Origin of the sequence: Mucilaginibacter sp. KACC 22773, assembly GCF_028736215.1 — a bacterium.
Classification (GTDB): domain Bacteria; phylum Bacteroidota; class Bacteroidia; order Sphingobacteriales; family Sphingobacteriaceae; genus Mucilaginibacter.
Map to the genome: position 1 here is coordinate 1,919,664 of NZ_CP117883.1, position 20,891 is coordinate 1,940,554.

14 protein-coding genes are annotated in these 20,891 nt (G+C 44.4%); 9 read left to right on the plus strand and 5 right to left on the minus strand.

Annotated elements, in window-relative coordinates; translation table 11 throughout:
- Window positions 1-49: 49 nt before the first annotated feature.
- The 9 genes from PQ469_RS08395 to PQ469_RS08435 all read left to right on the plus strand — a co-directional run bounded on the left by PQ469_RS08395 (window position 50) and on the right by PQ469_RS08435 (window position 16,320).
- A complete protein-coding gene (locus PQ469_RS08395) occupies window positions 50-1,078 on the plus strand; it encodes a LacI family DNA-binding transcriptional regulator (RefSeq protein ID WP_274212551.1) in 1,029 nt (342 codons plus the stop codon).
- A gap of 202 nt (window positions 1,079-1,280) precedes the next feature.
- Window positions 1,281-3,638: an alpha-L-rhamnosidase-related protein gene (locus tag PQ469_RS08400; protein WP_274212552.1), complete on the plus strand. Its 2,358-nt coding sequence runs from the start codon at window positions 1,281-1,283 to the stop codon at window positions 3,636-3,638.
- 286 nt (window positions 3,639-3,924) lie between these two features.
- A complete protein-coding gene (locus PQ469_RS08405; RefSeq protein ID WP_274212554.1) occupies window positions 3,925-4,872 on the plus strand; it encodes a BT_3987 domain-containing protein in 948 nt (315 codons plus the stop codon).
- A 243-nt stretch (window positions 4,873-5,115) separates the two neighbouring features.
- Window positions 5,116-5,688 carry an RNA polymerase sigma-70 factor gene (locus tag PQ469_RS08410; protein ID WP_274212555.1) on the plus strand — a complete coding sequence of 191 codons (573 nt, stop codon included), beginning with the start codon at window positions 5,116-5,118 and terminating at the stop codon, window positions 5,686-5,688.
- Between the two features lie 241 nt (window positions 5,689-5,929).
- Window positions 5,930-6,895 carry a FecR family protein gene (locus tag PQ469_RS08415; protein ID WP_274212556.1) on the plus strand — a complete coding sequence of 322 codons (966 nt, stop codon included), beginning with the start codon at window positions 5,930-5,932 and terminating at the stop codon, window positions 6,893-6,895.
- A 203-nt stretch (window positions 6,896-7,098) separates the two neighbouring features.
- Window positions 7,099-10,446 (plus strand): SusC/RagA family TonB-linked outer membrane protein, encoded by a 3,348-nt coding sequence (locus PQ469_RS08420; RefSeq protein ID WP_274212557.1) that lies wholly within the window; start codon window positions 7,099-7,101, stop codon window positions 10,444-10,446.
- A 30-nt stretch (window positions 10,447-10,476) separates the two neighbouring features.
- Complete coding sequence (locus PQ469_RS08425) at window positions 10,477-12,291, plus strand: RagB/SusD family nutrient uptake outer membrane protein (RefSeq protein ID WP_274212558.1); 1,815 nt, start codon at window positions 10,477-10,479, stop codon at window positions 12,289-12,291.
- Window positions 12,292-12,534: 243 nt separating this feature from the next.
- Window positions 12,535-13,470 carry a hypothetical protein gene (locus PQ469_RS08430; protein ID WP_274212559.1) on the plus strand — a complete coding sequence of 312 codons (936 nt, stop codon included), beginning with the start codon at window positions 12,535-12,537 and terminating at the stop codon, window positions 13,468-13,470.
- Window positions 13,471-13,737: 267 nt separating this feature from the next.
- Entirely contained in the window at window positions 13,738-16,320 is a 2,583-nt protein-coding gene (locus PQ469_RS08435) for a BamA/TamA family outer membrane protein (RefSeq protein WP_274212560.1), read from the plus strand.
- 297 nt (window positions 16,321-16,617) lie between these two features.
- Here PQ469_RS08435 and PQ469_RS08440 read toward each other — a convergent pair whose 3' ends face one another.
- The 5 genes from PQ469_RS08440 to PQ469_RS08460 all read right to left on the minus strand — a co-directional run bounded on the left by PQ469_RS08440 (window position 16,618) and on the right by PQ469_RS08460 (window position 20,885).
- Window positions 16,618-16,755 (minus strand): hypothetical protein, encoded by a 138-nt coding sequence (locus PQ469_RS08440; RefSeq protein ID WP_274212561.1) that lies wholly within the window; start codon window positions 16,753-16,755, stop codon window positions 16,618-16,620.
- A 70-nt stretch (window positions 16,756-16,825) separates the two neighbouring features.
- Window positions 16,826-17,827: a hypothetical protein gene (locus tag PQ469_RS08445; RefSeq protein ID WP_274212562.1), complete on the minus strand. Its 1,002-nt coding sequence runs from the start codon at window positions 17,825-17,827 to the stop codon at window positions 16,826-16,828.
- 276 nt (window positions 17,828-18,103) lie between these two features.
- Entirely contained in the window at window positions 18,104-18,481 is a 378-nt protein-coding gene (locus PQ469_RS08450; RefSeq protein ID WP_090649138.1) for a DMT family transporter, read from the minus strand.
- A 2-nt stretch (window positions 18,482-18,483) separates the two neighbouring features.
- Entirely contained in the window at window positions 18,484-19,443 is a 960-nt protein-coding gene (locus PQ469_RS08455) for a sterol desaturase family protein (RefSeq protein WP_274212563.1), read from the minus strand.
- Window positions 19,444-19,445: 2 nt separating this feature from the next.
- A complete protein-coding gene (locus tag PQ469_RS08460; RefSeq protein ID WP_274212564.1) occupies window positions 19,446-20,885 on the minus strand; it encodes an N-acetylneuraminate synthase family protein in 1,440 nt (479 codons plus the stop codon).
- Between the last annotated feature and the right edge of the window lie 6 nt (window positions 20,886-20,891).

Genomic DNA, 20,891 nt, shown 5'->3' on the forward strand with positions numbered 1-20,891 from the left:
CATATAATTTGATATATTCCCCTATATTTGAAATAACTAATATAAACGGGTGAAAAAGAAATTATCTATCGTTGATATCGCGAACGCGTTAAACGTATCAAAAACTACGATATCATTTATTTTAAACGGCCGGGCCCAGGAAAAACGTATAGGTGCCGACCTGGTTGAAAAAGTGATGAAATATGTGGCCGAAGTAGGGTATAAGCCAAACTCCCTGGCCAAAAGTTTACGAACCGGCAAATCAAACACCATTGGATTAATGGTGGAAGATATCTCCAACCCCTTCTTCGCCAGTATTGCGCGCCTGATTGAAGACCGTGCTTACAAAAACGGCTACAAAATTATTTATTGCAGCACGGATAACGATACCAGCAAAACCCGCGACCTGATAGCCATGTTTCGCGACAGGCATGTAGATGGTTACATCATGGCCCCGCCTGAGGGGATAGAAGAAGATATTGAATCGCTGATAAAAGATGGGATGCCCGTGGTTTTGTTCGACAGGCACCTGCCCGGCGTTAAAACTGATTTTATTGAGGTTGATAATCTTTTCAGCACCTATAACGCCACCAAACATTTAAAGGAACAAGGCTTCAAGAACATAGCATTTGTAACCTTCGCATCGCACCAAACTCAAATGATGGATAGGGTAAAAGGTTACCAGGATGCCATGAAAAGCGACGGACTGAAGCCCACCATCGTGAAAGAGGTTGTCTTTAACCAGGATGAGGAGCAGATCATGGGGCCGCTTCGCGATTTTTTTAAAGGAAATCCCGATGTAGATGCCATCCTTTTTGGTACCAACCACATCGGTACCTGCGGACTGAAGGTAATGCATGAAATGGGCCTTAAAGTCCCTGCGGATGTAGCTGTTATTTCCTTTGATGATTATGATGTTTTCAAACTCCACTCGCCGCCCATAACAGCGATAGCACAACCCGTTGAGGAAATAGCCGATAACGTAATTAGTGTTTTGCTGGAGAGGCTCAATAGCAATGCGGCGCCTGATAAAGCGCAATCTATTATTTTAAAAACCGATCTGAAGATCAGGAACTCGTCTCTAAAAAACGCCGTCTGAATTTTATCGTCCCATCAACACAAAGGCTTTAAATGAAATCCTTTGTGTTGGTTTTGCCCCTGATTTAAATCTGCGCCTGGCATATTACTTTGGATAGCAGGCCGTGGTTTTCAAGTAAAAAATATAAATTTATGCTAAAACGATTTATTTTGCTTTTTATGCAGTAAATGCATATTATTGCTCAACCAATCAGATAGTCCTAATGAAAATTTTCTTTGTTACTATAATACTCGCGCTTGGTATATTCCCGGCAAAGTACGCCGGTGCTCAATCGTCGGTTAACAATGTCGCCCCAAGGCAATGGAATGCCGCCTGGATAGCTTTGCCTGGCGACAACGGCCTGAATTATGGCATTTACTACTTTCGTAAAAACATTGATATTGCAGGTAAACCGGCAACTTTCATCGTGCATATATCGGCAGATAACCGTTATAAATTGTATGTTAACAGCAAGCTGGTATCATTGGGGCCCGCGCGGGGCGATACCTATTATTGGAATTACGAAACTGTTGATTTGGCACCGTATCTATCGCAAGGGAAGAACACCATAGCTGCGCTTGTTTGGAATGAGGCCCAATACAGCCCCGCGGCCCAAATAAGCGTACGCACAGGTTTTATTTTACAGGGTAATTCGGCAAAGGAAGATATATTAAACACCAACAATACCTGGAAGTGCATCCGTGATATGGGGCATCAGCCAGTACCGGGGTATTTTTTTGCTGCCAGCAGGGGAGAGATGGTAGATATGCGGCAGGCCGTAAAAGGCGACTGGACGGCCACCGGTTACGATGACAGCGCCTGGTTTGCCGCCGGTAAAGTGGCCGACGGAAGGCTTAAAGGTACAGCCTGGGGCATAGAATGGGCATTGGTGCCATCGTCCCTGCCCCCAAGGGAAATGACCTACCAGCGGCTTGTTCAATTACGCAGAGCGGATGGTGTAACCGTTGCGCCGGGCTTTCCGGAAAAAAAGACTCCCTTAACCATTCCCGCAAACACTACGGCTACGCTGGTGCTCGATCAAACTTTTGAAACAAATGCCTATGTAACCTTAAATTTTAGCGGCGGCAAGGATGCAGGCATATCGCTTGGCTATGCCGAATCGCTTTACGCAAAAGGCAGCAAGGGCGTTATTAAAGGTAACCGTAATGATGTGGAGGGCAAGGAGTTTGTAGCCAGGATAGACAGCCTGGTTGGCGATGGCAGCCAGGGGCAATCATTCACAACGCTTAATTTTCGCACGTATCGTTACATCAGGCTTATTGTGCAAACTAAAAACGACCCGCTGGTAGTTGATGACCTGTATGGCACTTTTACAGGTTATCCTTTTAAACGCGCATCGGTATTGAATACAGATAATACCGAAATGAAGCAAATGCTGGATATTGGCTGGCGCACCGTAAGGCTTAATGCATGGGAAACTTATACCGACTGCCCGTATTACGAGCAGCTGCAATACATTGGCGATACGCGTATCCAGGCCATGATATCGTACTATAACACCAGCGATAACCGGCTGGCACGCAACGCCCTTAACCAGATGGATCATTCGCGCTTGCCCGAAGGTGTAACCGCCAGTTGCTATCCATCAAGAGGTACGCAGGTTATTTCACCATTCTCGTTATGGTACATAGGCATGCTGCATGATTACTGGATGTACCGTGGCGATAACAACTTTATCAAAAATAAATTGCTGGGCGAAAGAGGCGTACTCGATTTTTTTAGTAAATATCAACAAGCCGACGGCTCGTTAAAAGATACCCCGTACTGGGCCTTTGTTGACTGGGCCGGTAACATGTGGGGCGAGGTAAAAGGCAAAGATGGCAGCGCCGCTATTTATGACCTGCAACTGCTGTGGGCATACCAATGGGCGGCAGAAATGGAAGCCAAAATAGGTTTGCATGACTATGCCGTTTTATACCATAAAAAAGCCGCCCAGCTAAAGGCTACCATACAGCGTAAATACTGGGACGCCGGCAGAAAATTATATGCCGATGCTAAGGAAAGAAAAGGCTTCTCGCAGCATGTTAACGCCTTGGCCATACTTACCGGCACGGTGAGCAATGCTTACATGCCTGCGGTGGCCAGGGGGATGCTTAAGGATACCAGTTTAACCCAATGCTCGGTTTACTTTAAATATTACCTTAACCAGGCGCTGGTAAAGGCAGGTTTAGGTAACGATTATATGAACTGGCTGGGTATTTACCGGCAAAATATAGCCATGGGCCTTACTACCTGGGCCGAGTATTCTGATGTTAATACTACCCGTTCAGACTGTCATGCCTGGGGAGCAAGCCCCAACATCGAATTTTTCAGAACGGTTTTAGGTATCGATAGCTACGCGCCGGGTTTTGCCAAAATAAAAATAGAACCCCATTTAGGTGCTCTAAAAGATATCAGCGGCGAAATACCCCATCCAAACGGAAAGGTTTTTGCCGGATATAAATTTGAAAACGGCCGCTGGCAAATAAATGTCAATTTGCCGCATACCACTACCGGCATATTGGTGTGGAAGGCCAAACAATATATGTTAAAAGCGGGCAACAATTCTTTTGTTATTTAAAGATAGGTGAGAAGGGCCCCAAATTTGGGGCTCTTCTAATTCAGACATTTGCAGTACGCTCCCGCGTACTTAGCGGCTTTTTATATTGCAAGCCTTCATTTCCGGCATCCAACTATAGCCGTGTCCTTCTGCCGTCCGGGTATCCTTTTTATGGGCCGGGTGCGAATTTTCGCCCCCGATAAATTATTTGCAGCTTTTTGATCAGGTAACTAAGGGTATATGCCTGTTTAATGTACTCCCCTATAAATAAGGCAAATCACAAATCCATAAAATTTACAGTTAACCCATGAAAAAAAACTTTACTAAACTTTCTTTGGCCATTATGGTGCTTACGGTACTTTTAAATTCCTGCTCAAAAGTTGCAGATAATTACGATTATAAAAAGATGGCTACCTCGATAGAATTACCTATTGCCGCCCATGCCGGTCCTGCGTCATTCGAAAACGGTGGCTTTAAATACAATATCTCGCAGTTTATCAGTTCAACACCGCAGCCATTGGCTACCACTGTATTGGTATCGGCAGTAAAGCCTTTAACCAGCGCGGTAACAGTTACTATGGCGGTTGATGATGCGGTTGTAACGCAGTTAAATACGTTACACAGGTCGCTTTATACTGCCGATAGTACCGCGGCTGTAGCAAATGCCACCAGCCTTCCAGATCCGTCTGAATCAAAATACGATACTTATGTACCGCTGCCCGCCGCCGACTTTACCATACCCAGTAACACGGTTAACATCCCGGCGGGGCAACTAACAGCCAGCTATGTAATTAATATTACCACTGCAAACCTGGTACTGGGCACAAAATACATGTTGCCTGTTGCCATAAAAGATGCGCAGGGCCAGGCCATCAACTATTATAAAGCAGTATATTATATTATAAATGTAGCCAGCAAGTACCAGGGCGATTACACAGCCAACGGCTCAATTGCATTCCCCAACCCGGCCAGCGACAGAACATGGAGCGCACGAGCCAAATCATTAACTACCATTGATGGTAATACCGTACGTTGCGAGGCTGCCGATTTGGGCGGCAGTAATTACTTTATGAATTTGAAAGTAAACAGCGATAATACAGTTACAGTAACATCTGCAGCCGGTGCGGCAAATCAAACTATCCAAAATAACGGCGTTTGCGTTTATGACCCGGCCACCAAAACGTTTACCTTAAACTATAAATATGTTGGAGGAACCGGCGACAGGCGCATTGCCGAAACCATTGCTTTAAACTAAACAGTTAATAATAAGTTAATAGGCTGCCTTGTGGTTTACAAGGCGGCTTTTTTACTTTATGGGCAATTGCGGTTTGTAACTATGTTGGTATCAACATAAAAAAAGAGGCAAATGAAACAGACCGGAATTTTTTGAAAATATTAAATGTTAAGCTTTTTGCGGTCAATCTATTGATAAAACAAAAAATATGCCGTATTCTTAACAAATTATTAATAATTTAGGCAATAAGTTTGGTAATACGTAATGAACTCGACCGTAGGTTTTGCTGATAATGAATTGCTCAATCTTCTTGCCGAAGGTAAAGAGTTTGCATTTACTGAAATTTATAACCGTTACTGGAAAAGGCTGGTCGCCCTGGCATATAGTTATACTAAAGATAAATATGCCGCTGAAGAAATTGTACAGGAGGTTTTTTTTAGTTTATGGAACCGCAAAGGCACCCTTAAAATAGAAACCTTAAGCTCGTACCTGGCCACGGCAATCAAATTTTCAGTTTTTAAAAGTGTATATACCAGGAACAGGCAAGCCCAGATCATTGAAGGGATAGCCAAAACCGTGATGGCCGATTTACCCGAAGATTTGGTACATGCCAAATTTTTAGAAGAGTACGTTAACGGCATTGTTGAGCAATTGCCCGAAAAATGCCGGCAGGTATATAAATACAGCCGCCAGCAAGGCCTATCGGCCCAGGAAATAGCCGCCGAGATGAATATTGCCGAAAAAACGGTAGAAGCCCACCTTACAAAAGCCCTTAAGGTGCTGCGCTTAAATTTAAAGGAAATTATGCTGCTCATTATTTTCCTTAAGCACCATTAGTGTTAAGTTAATAGTACTAAGTTTTGAGTCAAAAGCCCAATTTGTTTTTTTGACTTAGAACCCAAAACTTTCAACTTAGGACTATGTGTCATAGCTTAATCACAATCATTTCAATTTGCCTTATGCGTTTGCGCTGATTAGCCGCTGCTTTTTTTATTAAAAATCGCTTTTTATCACTTTTTTTTAAATGCACTAAGGGTAAATGCCTTTTTAGTGTACTCCCTTTTAATTGCTGCTTAATATGGACGAGCTTTATCAGAAGTACTTAATAAAAAAATACCTTGACGGAACGGCTACACCAGCCGAGCGGGACGAATTGTTGTTGTGGTACCGGGCCAAAGGCGAGGAAGACTTTGAGTGGCCATATGAAAACCAACTGGAAGAGGATGAGGCCAAAGCACGGATATTTGATGGTTTACAGCAACGCATAAAAGCCGCCAAAGCTGCCGAACCCACAACAAGAAATTATTTTTATAAAATAGCTGCTGCAGCTTCTGTTGTAGTGGCCGTTTGCATTGGATTGCTATGGCATAACAACAGCAAACCGGTAAAGCCGCAAAGCAACACCGTAGTTACCAAACCGGGCGAACGTAAAATAATTAACCTTGTAGATGGATCGGTGATTTGGTTGGGTTCCGGAAGTTCGGTTACTTATCCTCTGGCCTTTGTGGGCACAACCCGGGAGATCAGCTTTGAGGGCGAGGCCTTTTTTGATATCGCCAAAGACAAGCACCATCCGTTTATTGTACACACAGGCACAACCAGTACCAGGGTTTTAGGTACCACATTTAATATCTCGTCATTTAAATCGCATAAAGAAATTGTGGTTGCATTGGTAACGGGTAAGGTTTCATTTACCGATGGCGGATCGGGTGTTTTGCTATCGCCTACCAACATGGTAGTGTATAATAAACTCAAAAAAACAACCAAAATATTGCCAATTCCTGATTTGGCAGCGGTAATGGGCAGGCGCAACGGGTATTATGAATACCGCAATGTATTGGTGAAGGATATTGCCGAAGATGTGAGCAGAAACTTTAACATGAAAATACAGGTAATTGGCGAGGTAAAGAACACCCTGTTTTTTGGGCGGATAAAGCCGGGTGAAAGCCCCGTGCAGTTTTTAAAGAAAATGGCGCTGGTGGTTCATGCATCGCTCATCAGCAAAGATAATTTATGGATCATTAAAGGAGGAGGAGACATTTGAGTTAAAATTCTTACGCTCTATATATCAGTAATGCCCCGGGCAAGGGGGCATTGTACTGATAATCAAAAAACGTCATAGTCAAAAGCAATACCCCAATGGATTGGAAGCCCCGGAGGTACCTGCTGTTTTTTTAACATTTTTATTGAAGTGAATATATGAAAATTAATGTATCCCGCAATAGGGGACACAAGTATATGCTTTTTATGAGGATTAGCACAGTAATTATAGCGGTTTTGTGCAGCACAAGTTTATCAATGGCCGCAAGTTTTGCAAATGGCCAGGATGTACTGAAGAAGCACGTAAGCGTCAATTTAAAAAATATTACATTAAGCAAAGCGCTTGATAATATTTCTGCTGCATCTGGTGTAAAGTTTACTTACAACGGCACAGTAGCTAATAGTAAAATAAAAATATCGGCAAAGGTATCTAACCAGGAGTTGGGCAAAGTGCTGGATAATGCACTAAAACAAACACCCTATAAATACACTGTGCTTGATGATGAGATATTGATACGGTACGTGGAGATAATCCCCGAACCTATCCAGGCAGTACAGCGCATTTTAACGGGTAAGGTTGTTGACGAAAAAGGCGAGGCTTTGCCCGGCGTAACCGTGAGGATTAAAGGAACCGATCGTGGCGGCATTACCGATAACAGCGGTAAATACCAGATACAGGTTAATAACGATGCAGAGGTTGTGGTGTTTGCATTTATTGGCTACCAAAACCAGGAAATAATGGCAAAGGACAGCAAAGTCATTGACGTTAAAATGGTGCCTATGCCGCAAAATGAGTTAAAGGAAGTTGCCGTAGTTGCTTATGGTACACAGCGCAAGGTGAGTTTGGTTGGCGCGCAATCAACAGTTGATGTGGGCGAACTTAAACAACCGGTTGCCGATATCAGCACTATGCTGGCCGGCCGTTTATCAGGTATAGTTGGTGTTCAGCGCTCAGGCGAACCGGGCAGCAACCAGGCTGATATCTGGATTCGCGGTATATCTACATTTACCAATAACAATACTGGTCCGCTGGTATTGGTTGATGGTGTTACCCGGTCAATCAATAACCTCGATCCGCAGGATATTCAGTCATTTACCATCCTGAAAGATGCATCGGCAACAGCCGTTTATGGTGTGCGTGGTGCAAACGGTGTTATTTTGGTGCAAACCAAAAGGGGCAAAGTTGGCAAGCCGAAGATAGATGCCGACTATTATGAAGGCTTTACCTCATTTACCCGCAAGCCCGAAATGGCCGATGGTATTACTTACATGAATGCTGTAAATGAAGCCAACATCACCAGGGGTGGCGTTGCCAAATACTCGCAGCAGTATATTCAAAACACGCAAAATAATGTAGACCCGTTGCTTTATCCCAACATCAACTGGATTGATGCTGTATTTAAAAATACCAGCCGCAACAGGCGGGCCAATGTGAACATGACAGGTGGCGGGCCAAATTCAAGGTATTACATATCTGCAAGTTATTATAACGAGGGTGGGCTTTTAAAAACAGATAAGCTATCTACCTATAATTCAAATATCGATTACAGCCGGTATAACTTTACCAGTAACGTTGATGTGGATATCACCAAAACCACCAAAGTGGCATTAGGCGTTCAGGGTTATGTGGGCAAGGGCAATTATCCGGCAATATCGGCAAGCGATATTTTTGGGCAGGCCATGATCGTATCGCCGGTGGTATTCCCTATTGAGTATCCGGGCGGCTACGTTCCGGGCGTAAACCCTAATGGCGACCAGCGTAACCCTTATGCCGATTTAACCAGGCGCGGATACAGCACAACTTTTACCAACCAGTTGTACTCCAACATCAGGCTTACACAGGATTTTGGCTTTTGGCTGCCGGGTTTATCTTTCAATACCTTATTTGCGTTTGATGCCAGCAACAGCAACAGCATTTTACGCCAAAAACGCGAAGATACCTGGTATCCCGACCAAAATACGCCCTATAACGCCGATGGTACTTTAAACCTGGTACGCACCTATACAGGTAACGGAAATTACCTCAGCTATAACGCATCAAGCGGTGGCTCAAATAAAATTTATACCGAGTCGTCTTTTAACTATGACCATGCCTTTGGCAAACATCGCGTAGGCGGGTTATTGTTATTTAACCAGGAAGACAGGTCGGATTTTCCTGCCGGTAGTTTTGCTACCTCTATTCCTTATCGCATCCGCAGTTTGGCGGCAAGGGTAACCTATTCATTTGCCGACAGGTATTTTGCCGAGTTTAATGTGGGGTACAACGGATCGGAAAACTTTGCTCCCGAAAAACGCTATGGATACTTCCCTGCATTTGGTGTGGGATGGCTTGTATCTGAAGAACACTTTTTTGAGCCTTTAAAAGACGCTATATCGTTCTTCAAATTCCGTTACAGCAATGGTATTGTGGGTAGTGGCGATATTGGTTTAGGGCGGCGTTTTGGTTACCTTACTTTGTTGTCTGACGGCTCATCGGGTTTCACTTATGGTTTGGGCAATACCAACGGAATAAGTGGTATCAGCATAACCGACTATGGGGTTGATGTAAGCTGGTCGCGGTCACACAAACAAGATTTGGGTTTGGATATCCGCGCCCTGCACGATTCGTTTTCACTTACCTTCGATTTGTTTAAGGAGCACCGTACAGGCATCTTCTTACAAAGGGCTGCGGTACCCGGATATGTTGGCTTGTCATCGTCACCCTACGCCAACCTTGGTATAGTTAATAATAAAGGCTTTGATGCAACCATCGAGCAGCGTATTAATGTAGGTAAGGTTGTATTAAATTTACGAGGCAACATCACCTATAACAAAGATGTTGTTGTAGAAAACGACCAGCCAACCCCCAAATATGCATGGAATGATCAGCGCGGTCATAACGTACTGGCAGATTTTGGTTACATAGCCGAAGGTTTATTTACCACCCAGGAAGAGATAAACAGCAGCGCCACCCCCGGCGCCAAAGCCAGCATTAAACCAGGCGATATCAAATACAAAGATTTAAATAACGATGGTATTATTAACGCTTACGATAAAACGGAAATAAGCAAAGGCGATGTGCCTTTCCTGACCTATGGTTTAGGCTTTAACGTAGCTTACAAAGGCTTTAACCTGGGCGCGTTCTTTGTTGGAACCGGGCATGCGTCGCGGTATATATCGGGTAATGCTATCCAGCCATTTTCAACCAATGGAGGCATCAGTAACGCCTATGCCAACATCACCGACAGGTGGACAGAAGCAAGCCCGCGCCAGGATGTGTTTTACCCCCGCTTAGCTTATGGCGATGGTGACAATACCAACAACACGCAGCATAGTTCATGGTGGGTAAAAGACGTACAGTTTATCCGCCTTAAAACGCTTGATTTTGGTTACACCTTCTCCAAAGCTTCACTGAGCAAAATTGGCATGAGTAACCCGCGTATTTATATTATGGGTTACAACCTGCTTACTTTCAGCAAGTTTAAACTTTGGGACCCTGAGCTGAATACCGGCAATGGCACTGCATACCCAAATGTTAAAACCATATCATTAGGCCTGAGCGCTCAATTTAATTAACAGAAGTAACATTTAATTCAAGATAATAAAATGAAACGAATTATAGTAGCCTTAACGCTGGCATGTATGTTAACTGTTAGCTCATCATGCAAAAAAGGCTTTTTAGACCAGGTGCCCGATGACAGGCTTACCCTTGATGAAACCTTTAAAAACCGTAACACAGCCGAAAAGTTTTTAGCCAACGTATACTCTGCCATACCCGATGAAGCATCACAACGTTTTCCCGGATCAGACAACAGCATTGGCGAGTGGACAGGCGGATCTGATGAAGCAGAGTATGATTGGGGTTTTGTGGCCACCCAGAATATCAACAATGGCAATTACGATGCGTCCAGCGGTTTTATAAGCGGTTTTTGGACAACCTATTACCGCGGTATCCGCTCGGCCGGCATCTTTATGGATAATGTAGATAAGGTTTCTGATATGCCTGCCTCGCTGAAAACGCAGTACAAAGCCGAAGCAAGGGCGCTACGGGCTATCTATTATTTTTGGCTGATGCGTATTTACGGCCCGGTTGTTATCACCGGTGATAAAACAATAGCCCCTGATGCTTCATTTGCCGATGTGCAATTACCCCGCAGCTCGTTTGATGAGTGCGTAACCTATGTGACCACCGAGCTTGATGCTGCCATTGCCGATTTGCCCCTGAAAGCCGCAAATAACAATAACCTTGGCCGTATTAACAAAGCTTTTGCAACGGCAGTAAAATCGCAGGTGTTGTTGTATGCTGCCAGCCCGTTGTTTAATGGTAATACAGACTATGCCGGTATGATAAATGCCGATGGAAAAAAGCTTATTAACCAAACTTACGATGCTACCAAATGGCAAAAAGCAGCCGACGCAGCGAAAGCCTTTCTTGATCAGTTTGTACCCGGCACTTTTGATTTGTACCGCGAAAACGATGCTTCGGGTAACTTTAGCCCATACCTGTCATGCCGCGACGTAATGCTGGTTGACTGGAACAAGGAAATCATTTACGCCAGGATTGATGCCGGCGTAACCAACAGGCAGTATGAAACCACACCTTACCACTCCGGTTATGCCGATGAGGTAAGGGGCAGCGGCGGCTTGGGCGCCACGCAAACCATGGTTGATGCCTACTTTATGGCAAACGGCCGTTCAATAACCGATAATGGTTCGGGTTATGTTGCTACCGGCTTCTCCAATTTTCAGGCACCCTATGATGATCAGGCCCGGAGTACCTATAACCAATGGACAAACCGCGAGCCGCGCTTTTATGTAGGCATTACTTATAACGGCAGCAAATGGCTAAACACCAATAGCGGCGAGGTTATTACCCAAACCTATAACACCGGCAACTCTGGCAAGCAAACTGGTGGTAATGATTATTCGCCAACGGGTTATATTGTACGCAAAAACGAGCCGATAGGCGATTGGCGCACAGGCGGCCGCTCATGGGTAATGTTAAGGCTGGCCGAAATTTATCTGAACTACGCCGAGGCTTTAAATGAAGCTTCGCCGGGCAATGCCGATATTTTAAAATATGTTAACCTTATCAGGAACCGTGCAGGCATCCCCGAATACGGTAGCCCATCACTGCCGGCACCGGCAGGGCAGGCTGCCGTTAGGGAAGCCATCAGGAAAGAGCGCCGCGTAGAACTTGCTTTTGAAAATACCCGTTTCTTTGATACCCGTCGTTGGAAAATAGCCGAAACCACCGATAACGGTCCGTTTAAGGCATTAAACATCAGCACCAATCCGCCTGAGTTTTATAACGTGGTAACATTTGAAAACCGTGTTTTTGAAAAAAGGAATTACTTTTATCCAATACCACAAAATGATGTGGATAGCGATAAGCAACTGGTACAAAATACAGGTTGGTAACCGCACCTAAGATTTTTTCTATACCTATGAATCCGGGGCCGGCTGTAATGGCTGGTCCCATTTTTTAATCTTTTTATCTGCCTTTATATAAGGCCTATGTGTTCATAAAGTTCTTGTGGTTCTCAATCTCTTGTAAACATTAGCTACTGTTAATTTAATAGTACTAAGTCTTAAGGTAAATTTATTCTTTTCTGACTTAGAACTTAAGACTTTCGACTCAAGACTACCCTTCATTACACTACTATGAAATTTAAAAAAATAATACTGCTATGCACATTAATAACAGCAGCCACGGTGCATAATTCATGCGGTAAATCAAAAAATAATGTTGCCCCTGCGCCGGTTACGGTTGTTAAACCCGATACCAATAAAATAGGCGTACCGCCTAAAACATGGCAGGAACATTGGTTTGAGCATAAGCTTTTGCTGCACCTGGTTTATTATGATAAAAATACTGCCGTTTATTACGACGATAACATGGAAACTTCAGTTACCTGGCCATATAAAACCATGTCGGCTGTTTGGGCTTATGCCAAAAAAACTTACGGCTTGTTTGGCGATTCTACAAAGCTATACTGCGTTTTTCATAAAGGTACCTATGGCGGTGGTCATCCCGCTTCGTATTTTGACGATAGCCATGATTACCGGAATACCATAGATTGCGGCCTTGATGATTGGACAGCGCCCACCGGCCAGCAAATAGGCATGCCCATTCACGAAACCGGGCACATTGTAAGCGGCGCCAGCCATGGCGTTAAAGGTTCACCATCTGACGCACTTTGGGGCGACAGCAAATTTATGGAGATTTACAACTACGATGTACTCATGAACATTGGTATGAAAGATGAAGCAGGCCGGGTATATGATCAAATGCAGTCGCAGTACGATGATTTCCCTGTGCCGCATGTACAATGGTTCAAAAACTGGTTCTACCCAATCTATTCCAAATATGGCAAAGCCCAATTACTGAACAAATATTTCGACCTGCTGGCCAAATACTATCCCAAAAACGGTAAAGAATACGCCCATGATCTTAATTGGGGCGAGTTTATCCATTTTTGGAGCGGGGCTGCCGGTGCCAATCTGAAAGCGCAGGCCACCATTGCCTTCGGCTGGAAAGACGAATGGGAAACCCAGTTTAAACAGGCCCAGGTAGATTTTCCGAACCTGAAATATTAAACTGCCTGCGCTGTCTGTGTTTTAATCGAGTAGTAAAAGCAGCCCGCTTTTCTATTTTTTACCGAAATAAAAACGATATTTTAATCAATTGGCGAAATATCGTTACGTATATATTGCTGGCTTTGTTTAATTAATTGGTTTGTAGTGATTTATGATAGGGTTCGAATTTTGTAGCTTTGGTATGACAAACTGCCTCCAGTTTTTTTTCCGGATTGTTGAGCTCAATTCGTAAATTGAACGGAGATTGGCAACAATACCTACACTACTATGTTGAAAAAACTACCATTGATCCTTTTATTCGCTGTGGGCTCCTTAGCGTCTAATGCACAAATAACCAGTAGCGCCCGCGCAAATAAAACTCAAATGACTGGTGACAGTATTACCATAAGTGCGCATCCGGAATATGATGATGTAACCGGGGTGCATCGCTGGCTGTTTGGCGAAAACTTCCGTAAAGACTGGGCCCAGCCGGTTAAGCTGCCTATCATCCGGCTATCAAAATTTAAAGGAGGACTTTCTCCCTTAAAACAAGGTGGCGGTATGGAATCGAAATCGCTGCGGCTGGAGGATAAAGATGGAAAAGAGTGGGTGCTGCGCAGTGTAGAGAAAGCCCCGGATAAACTGCTGCCCGAAAATTTGCAGGGAACTTTTGCTGTTGACTGGATAGGAGATGAGTTTAGCGGCCAGCACCCTTATTCGGCGCTGATTGTGCCGCCGCTGGCCGATGCCGCCCGTGTGCCGCATGCCAACCCGGTGATTGGCGTTGTAGCCGATGATGCTGCTTTGGGCCAGTATAGCAAGGTTTTTACAGGTTTAATTTGCCTGTTGGAAGAACGTGAGCCGGCAGGCCCATCAGATAACACGATTAAGATGGAGCGTGCCCTAATCAAGAGCTATGACAGCAGATTAGATGGTGAAATGTTTTTGCGTGCCCGGATGCTCGATCTGTTGATAGGCGACTGGGACCGTCATGAAGATCAATGGCGATGGGCAGGCGACATTGATGGCAAGCAAAAAGCCTATTTGCCGGTACCGCGCGATAGGGACCAGGTATTTCACGTTAACCAGGGTTTGTTGCCATCCATAGCCGCGCTGCCCTGGATAGATCCCGTTTTAGGAAATTTTACTGCCGATATTCCTCACGTAAAGTATTCGATATTTAAAACAAAATTTTTGAATGCAGCGCCCGATGTGCAGTTTACCTACGCGCAGTGGATGAAGATTGTTAATGACTTTGTTAAAGCCGAAACTGATGATGTTTTGGAAGCCGGCCTTAAACTGCTGCCCAAAGAAAACTACCGGCTAAGGCATAATGAGTTGCTGGCGATATTAAAAAAACGCAGGGACAACATTCCGGCAGCCATGAGCCAATATTTTTATTTTGTAAACAGGATTGTTGATATCCGTACAACTAATAAAGACGAACTGCTTACCATTACGGGAGAGCCGGATAAAACCCTGCGGGTTAAAATTGACAAGCTTAACAAAAGCGACGATGTAAAAGGACCATATATGGATATAGCCTATGATCCGGCCATCACTAAAGAAATCAGGATTTATGTTTCGGGAGGCGACGATCATATTGCGGTTGATAACAATACGTCGCCCATCAAATTAAGGTTTGTTGATAGTACCGGCCATAAAACTTACGATATCAAAAACTCGGTAAATACCATACCTGTTTACGGCTCAAAAGATAGTATTACTTTCACCGGCAAAACCAATCGTTTAAGCAACCGCTTGTCGGCCGATACAAATGCCACCAGGTTTAGGCCAACTAATTTATATAACGTTTGGATGCCGCTGGCAACAGCTGCCATTAATGCCGATGATGGTTTTCTGTTAGGATTGGGCTTTAAGTATACGGGGTATGATGGTTTCCGCAAGTTGCCTTATGCTACCCGGCAACAATTGATGATCAGCCATGCTTTTGCTACCGATGCTTTCAGACTTAATTACAGCGGCGAATGGGCGCAGGTTATTGGGAAAGCCGATTTTGTAATGAAAGGAAATATCCTGGCGCCCGATAATACCACCAATTTTTTTGGCCGCGGAAACGAAACCGTATTAGTTAAAAGCGAAGGATACCGCAAATATTACAGGGCAAGGTTTAACACCCTGGAATTTGACGCTGCGTTACGCTGGCAAACCGGCAAAGGAAGCTTTTTTAGCGCAGGGCCATCTGCACAGTACTATCACTACAGCCCCGACGATAACACGGGCAGGTTTATTTCGCAGCCATCGCTTATCAACTCCTATGATAGTGCAAGTGTAAATAAAAACAAAACCCACCTGGGTTTGATGCTGAATTTTACAAGCAATAAACGCAATAACAACGTATTGCCATTTAAAGGGTACTATTTTGAAGTTACTTTAACCGGGTACAAGGGGCTTAATGATTATTCAAAAGCTTTTGTGCAAATTAAACCCGAGTTTACATACTATCTGCCACTGGATGCCAAAGGAAACATCGTACTATCCGACCGCATAGGCGGCGGCATCAGCTTTGGCAAACCGGCGTTTTATCAATCCATGTTCCTGGGTGGCCAGGGGAACCTTTTGGGATACCTGCAAAATAGGTTTGCCGGGCAAAATATGTTTTTTAATAACCTGCAGGGCCGGGTGAAAATTGCCGATATAGCCAGTTATATTTTACCGGGACAATTAGGCATTACCGGTTTTTATGATACCGGCAGGGTATGGGTCAGTGGCGAACACTCCGATAAATGGCACACAGGCGCAGGTGGTGGTCTCTATTTTGCACCCGCAAGTTTAACCGTATTGCAGCTGCTTGCCGGGCACTCCGAAGAAGGCTGGTATCCCTATATATCGCTTAATTTCAGGTTGTGACCTGGTGTTAGTTATAAGTCTTTAGTTCTGGGTCGCTGTTTAAATGTGATTTAGAATATTTATGTATTAAGCAAAAAGCAATGCCGTTGGCTTAGCCAACGGCATTGAATAAACTTCATTTTTAAACAGATCTAAGTAGCAGTTTAAAAATAAAAAACTGATCGTTATTGCTTCATACCTACGCACATGTGTTGGAATTTACAAAACATTCGCTTGAACGCAGGCTACGACTCACCCGGTCGAGGCTACGCCAGACCACCCTCTCTTCACCTGCGGTGGAAAGAGGGTAGTGGTATTTTATTTGTTGATAATAAGGTAATTAAGAAATGTAAATTTCCAAGTCCCTCTTTCCGGCAAAGCCGAAGAGAGGGTGGCGGGCGCAGCCTCGCCGGGTGAGTCTTCGCCACCATGCGAGATACGTTGTTGTCCCTTCATAAAAGCATAAAAACATTAGCAAACCAAATTTAAACAGATCTAAGAAATAACTCTCTCGATGATTGTTGCATTACGGAGTGCAAATCGTTTTTAGTTTTTTGCTATAATCTGCATTTAGCGGCTCGTTGGTTTGGGCAAGCCGCTGTGATCCTACGTTGGCAGGGCAGGCAATGCCTTTAGGGCCGTCATAAACCAGGTCGGGTTTGGTATTAATCAATTCTTTAGGTACATATATCTGTACGTTGGTAACCGAATATCCCCTCGGAAAATAACGGATATAATAACCATCCGGGTGTAACGACCATATGCCCGATGGCACTTCCGGATCAGGTTGCGGAGCTATGCCGGCCAGCATGGCGTACTTTTCCATTTCTTCATATGATGCGTTGCCCGATGCAGCCAGCTGGCGGATGTTATTCTCGGCCTCAAAAACACTTTGGGCGGCGGGTGGCAGCTGGTCTTTGGCTTTTGCTATCAGGCCTGCCGGAAGTACGCCCAATGCGCCACCCTCCAGCATAAGCAGTTCCTGCGGAGATAATAGGGTGGTTGCTGTTAGTTTAATATCTGTACCAAAATCGGCAAAACGGGTACGGGCAATTATTGCCCAAAGTAATACCTGTATACTGCGCTGTTTTACTTCGGGATGTTTTTCTGCATTTTTAAGTATCAGTATTACAACATCAGCCTTGGGGCCCAATACCGGTGCCAGCATATAGCCGTCGCCGGTACTTGGGCCATGTGTACCGGCATGCAGGCAATAACTTTTATTGGTCATTTCAAAAAAGCCGGCGCATAGTTTAAAACCGCCACCGGGCGCTTTGGGTAAAAGATACAACGGATCGGGTTGCTGCCCTTCAATAAATGATGGTGGTTTAGAACCTGTTTTGTTTACATCTTTAAAACTGGTTGTAATGGCCTGTGGCTGTTTCAGGATTTTGTTTAAACCACCACCCGAGGCTATTTCGGTGCCTTTATCCAATATTTTTTTACCAAGCCCTCCAAATTGGGCCTGGGCGGCAGCAACGTAAATCATAAATGCGACGAGTGTGGTAATCTTTTTTTGTATTTTCATAAGTAGCAGGATGTTTAGATACCGCTAAATTAACTAAAACAATATTAATCTAATACTACAATTAAGTCTGTTTTTTTTCAACGTTAAAGGTGGCATTAGCGTTGCTACCATTGCCGGATATATTGATCAACAGCAATACTAACGGAAAATATGGGATTTGTTGCCATGATCTGTCCGACCTGGATTTAAGTTCAATAGATGTTTTTAAAAATGATGAAGGTAAAATATACCTTATCCTTAACGTAGAATCTTAAAGTACTTCAAACGGTCGATTTGTTATTTCACTTCCGCTCCGAAAAACTTCAGTCCTAATATTCCGCTCATAATCAGTGTCATAAAAAATACCTCCATCCAGGATAGTTTCTGGTGAAAGATAGCCATTTCGGCAATTTTGATGAGTACAAGGGTAATGGCTGTCCACACGGCATAGGCCACCGCCGTGGGCACCAACTTGATGGCCAGCGAGAAGAAATAGATGTTGCCTATCCCGAACAGTACGTAGCCGGCAAAAGGCAGCCAAACAGGTAAGCCGTATTGTAAGCTTAAAGCCGAATGCCAGCGCAGGGCTTTCAGATCGCTGAATTTCATGAACTTGAGCGAAAATGTCCAGGCGGCTTCAAATGCGGCTGCTATGATGAGGTATATCCAGGCCAATGTTAGTTTTGTTGTATGAGGTTATCTTCAGTGGATACTTGTTTTATAGGTAGAGGTGTTGGCTGCAAATCAATCACCGGCTCATTGTATTTAGCCGGCAGCCTTTTTGTAAGCCAGCTAATCACCCTCGGGCGTAGGGTATAATACCATTTAAACCAGGGATACTTAAGCAGCTTTTGCTCTTCAAAACGTTTTATGCTGAAGGCGTGCTGTAAAAAGTAATCCTTCGGGTAGTTATAATAAAGCCCCCAGTTTTCGGGATTGTTACCCGGTGCGTGGCCCGGATCATAAGCGGTGCCGAAGAGATAGTCCCAAACGGATAGTTTGGTTGCGAAATTGGCATGAAAAACCTCCTGGTAATTGGCATGGTGCCATAAATGCAATTCGGGGGTGTTAAAAATGTACTTCCACCTGCCGAATTTTACTTTAACGTTGGCATGAATAAACATGCCGTACATCGCATCTATCAGTGCCTTGATAGGTATTACCATGGGGTTTGCCCCTAACAAAATGATGGGGGCAAACTCGATGGTTTGGTTAATTACTATCTCCATGAAATGCGAGCGTGAGCCTGCTAAAAAATCAACCTCTTTACCGGAATGGTGCGCTTCATGAATGCGCCAGAACACTTTATTGGAGTGCTGAAAACGGTGGAAAAGGTAGATGTATAAGTCATGTGTTACCACAAAAAATAATACCTGGACGGCCAGCGGCCAGCTGCCAACAGCACTCCAACCCGATAGATCGAAATGCTGTTGTAGCGGCGCAATGATATAGCTGAAGATCAGGATCTTCAAAAAATAGCTCTGAATCAAAGTATACCAAACCAAATCAACCCAAAATCCTTCCCTGAAAAATGCGAGGCCTTTGCGATAAGGCGAAATACGTTCCCAGGAGATGATGAAAACCACCCAGCAGGCAAGGATAATGGTTGTTATGGTGTATACTTTTTGCAGGGGCATTCCTAAACTAATGGTTTTTCTTTATACTCATCGCTGATGTTAACCCTTAATCTTTTCATAGGGGCCAGCTCAGATTCATAAACTCTTTTTTCGCCGTCGCCGGTGGCGGTTTCCACATCGCGGATATCGCGTACCAGGCGTTGCAGGCCTTGTGGCTCAACAGACGCTGCATGGTCTGATCCCCACATGGCACGGTCGAGCGTAAAGTGGCGTTCAACAAAAGTTGCACCTAATGACACCGCGGCAACCGTTGTAGCCAAACCGGTTTCGTGGCCCGAATAACCAATAGGTATGCCCGGATATTTGGCCTCCAACGTCTGGATCATTTTAAGGTTTAATTCCTGCGGGGCGCATGGATAGGCCGAGGTAGAGTGCGCTATGAACAACGGGTAGTTTTCATCAAAGGCATTCACAAAATCCATGGTGGCCTCAATCTCTTTCATGGTGGACATGCCTGTTGATAACATCAGCGGCTTACCGGTTTCCAGGATACGCTGGATCAGGTCGAAATCTGTTAACGATGCAGATGCCAGTTTGTATAAAATGGTATCAAAGCGCTCCATAAAATCAACGGAGGGAACGTCCCAGGCTGATACAAACCAATCGATTCCCAGCTTTTTGCAATAGTGATCTATAGTTGCATATTCGGCAATGCCAAACTCTGTTTTGCGTTTGTAATCGATGTAGGTGATGCGGCCCCAGGGGGTATCGCGCATAATTTCCCATTGGTCTTTAGGTACACAAATTTCGGGTGTGCGTTTCTGAAATTTAACAGCATCAGCCTTGGCCGCAACCGCTTCGTCAATCAGCTTTTTGCAGGTTTCCAATGAGCCGTTATGGTTAATGCCAATTTCGGCAATGATATAGCTTGGTTGGCCCTTGCCAATTACGCGGCCATTTTGCAGGGTAATGGTGCCATTGCGGGTACCGGCTGATAAATTAGTATTACCTTTTGCATCGATAATAAATTCTGCAACCTCGCGGAAACAGCCTTCGCCGCCATTTAGGGTGCTTACAAAATCAGCTTTTGTTTTTATCAAAGGCAAAGCATCGGCAGGGCAGGCGGTTAGGCCAGCCAGTTTCATTACTTCAAGGTCGTTATAATCATCGCCTATGTAGGCAACTTCGTTTAATGACAGGTTTAAGCGGCTGCAAATTTCTTTTAAAACAGCAACTTTATCTTTAATTCCTGTATGCAATTCAACTATCTGCAATTTGGCGGCCCTTTTTATAAGGGAAGGGGAATGTTCGCCGGTGATGATGCCGGTATCTACGCCTGCAAATTTTCGCAGCCGCTCCACACCCATGCCGTCGCGCATGTTGAATTTTTTAAGCAGTTCGCCATCGGTGTTATAGTAAACACCGGCATCGGTTAGTACACCATCGTTGTCGGTTAGCAAAAGTTTGATGCCTGCCGCTTTTTGTTTTAAAATTTCATTCATGTTTTA

Bases quoted from the DNA above. Each gene is read 5' to 3' on its own strand.
- PQ469_RS08400 (WP_274212552.1), top strand. From the start codon at position 1,281: ATGAAAATTTTCTTTGTTACTATAATACTCGCGCTTGGTATATTCCCG.
- PQ469_RS08405 (WP_274212554.1), top strand. From the start codon at position 3,925: ATGAAAAAAAACTTTACTAAACTTTCTTTGGCCATTATGGTGCTTACG.
- PQ469_RS08410 (WP_274212555.1), top strand. From the start codon at position 5,116: ATGAACTCGACCGTAGGTTTTGCTGATAATGAATTGCTCAATCTTCTT.
- PQ469_RS08415 (WP_274212556.1), top strand. From the start codon at position 5,930: ATGGACGAGCTTTATCAGAAGTACTTAATAAAAAAATACCTTGACGGA.
- PQ469_RS08420 (WP_274212557.1), top strand. From the start codon at position 7,099: ATGAGGATTAGCACAGTAATTATAGCGGTTTTGTGCAGCACAAGTTTA.
- PQ469_RS08425 (WP_274212558.1), top strand. From the start codon at position 10,477: ATGAAACGAATTATAGTAGCCTTAACGCTGGCATGTATGTTAACTGTT.
- PQ469_RS08430 (WP_274212559.1), top strand. From the start codon at position 12,535: ATGAAATTTAAAAAAATAATACTGCTATGCACATTAATAACAGCAGCC.
- PQ469_RS08435 (WP_274212560.1), top strand. From the start codon at position 13,738: ATGTTGAAAAAACTACCATTGATCCTTTTATTCGCTGTGGGCTCCTTA.
- PQ469_RS08440 (WP_274212561.1), bottom strand. From the start codon at position 16,755: ATGAAGGGACAACAACGTATCTCGCATGGTGGCGAAGACTCACCCGGC.
- PQ469_RS08445 (WP_274212562.1), bottom strand. From the start codon at position 17,827: ATGAAAATACAAAAAAAGATTACCACACTCGTCGCATTTATGATTTAC.
- PQ469_RS08455 (WP_274212563.1), bottom strand. From the start codon at position 19,443: ATGCCCCTGCAAAAAGTATACACCATAACAACCATTATCCTTGCCTGC.
- PQ469_RS08460 (WP_274212564.1), bottom strand. From the start codon at position 20,885: ATGAATGAAATTTTAAAACAAAAAGCGGCAGGCATCAAACTTTTGCTA.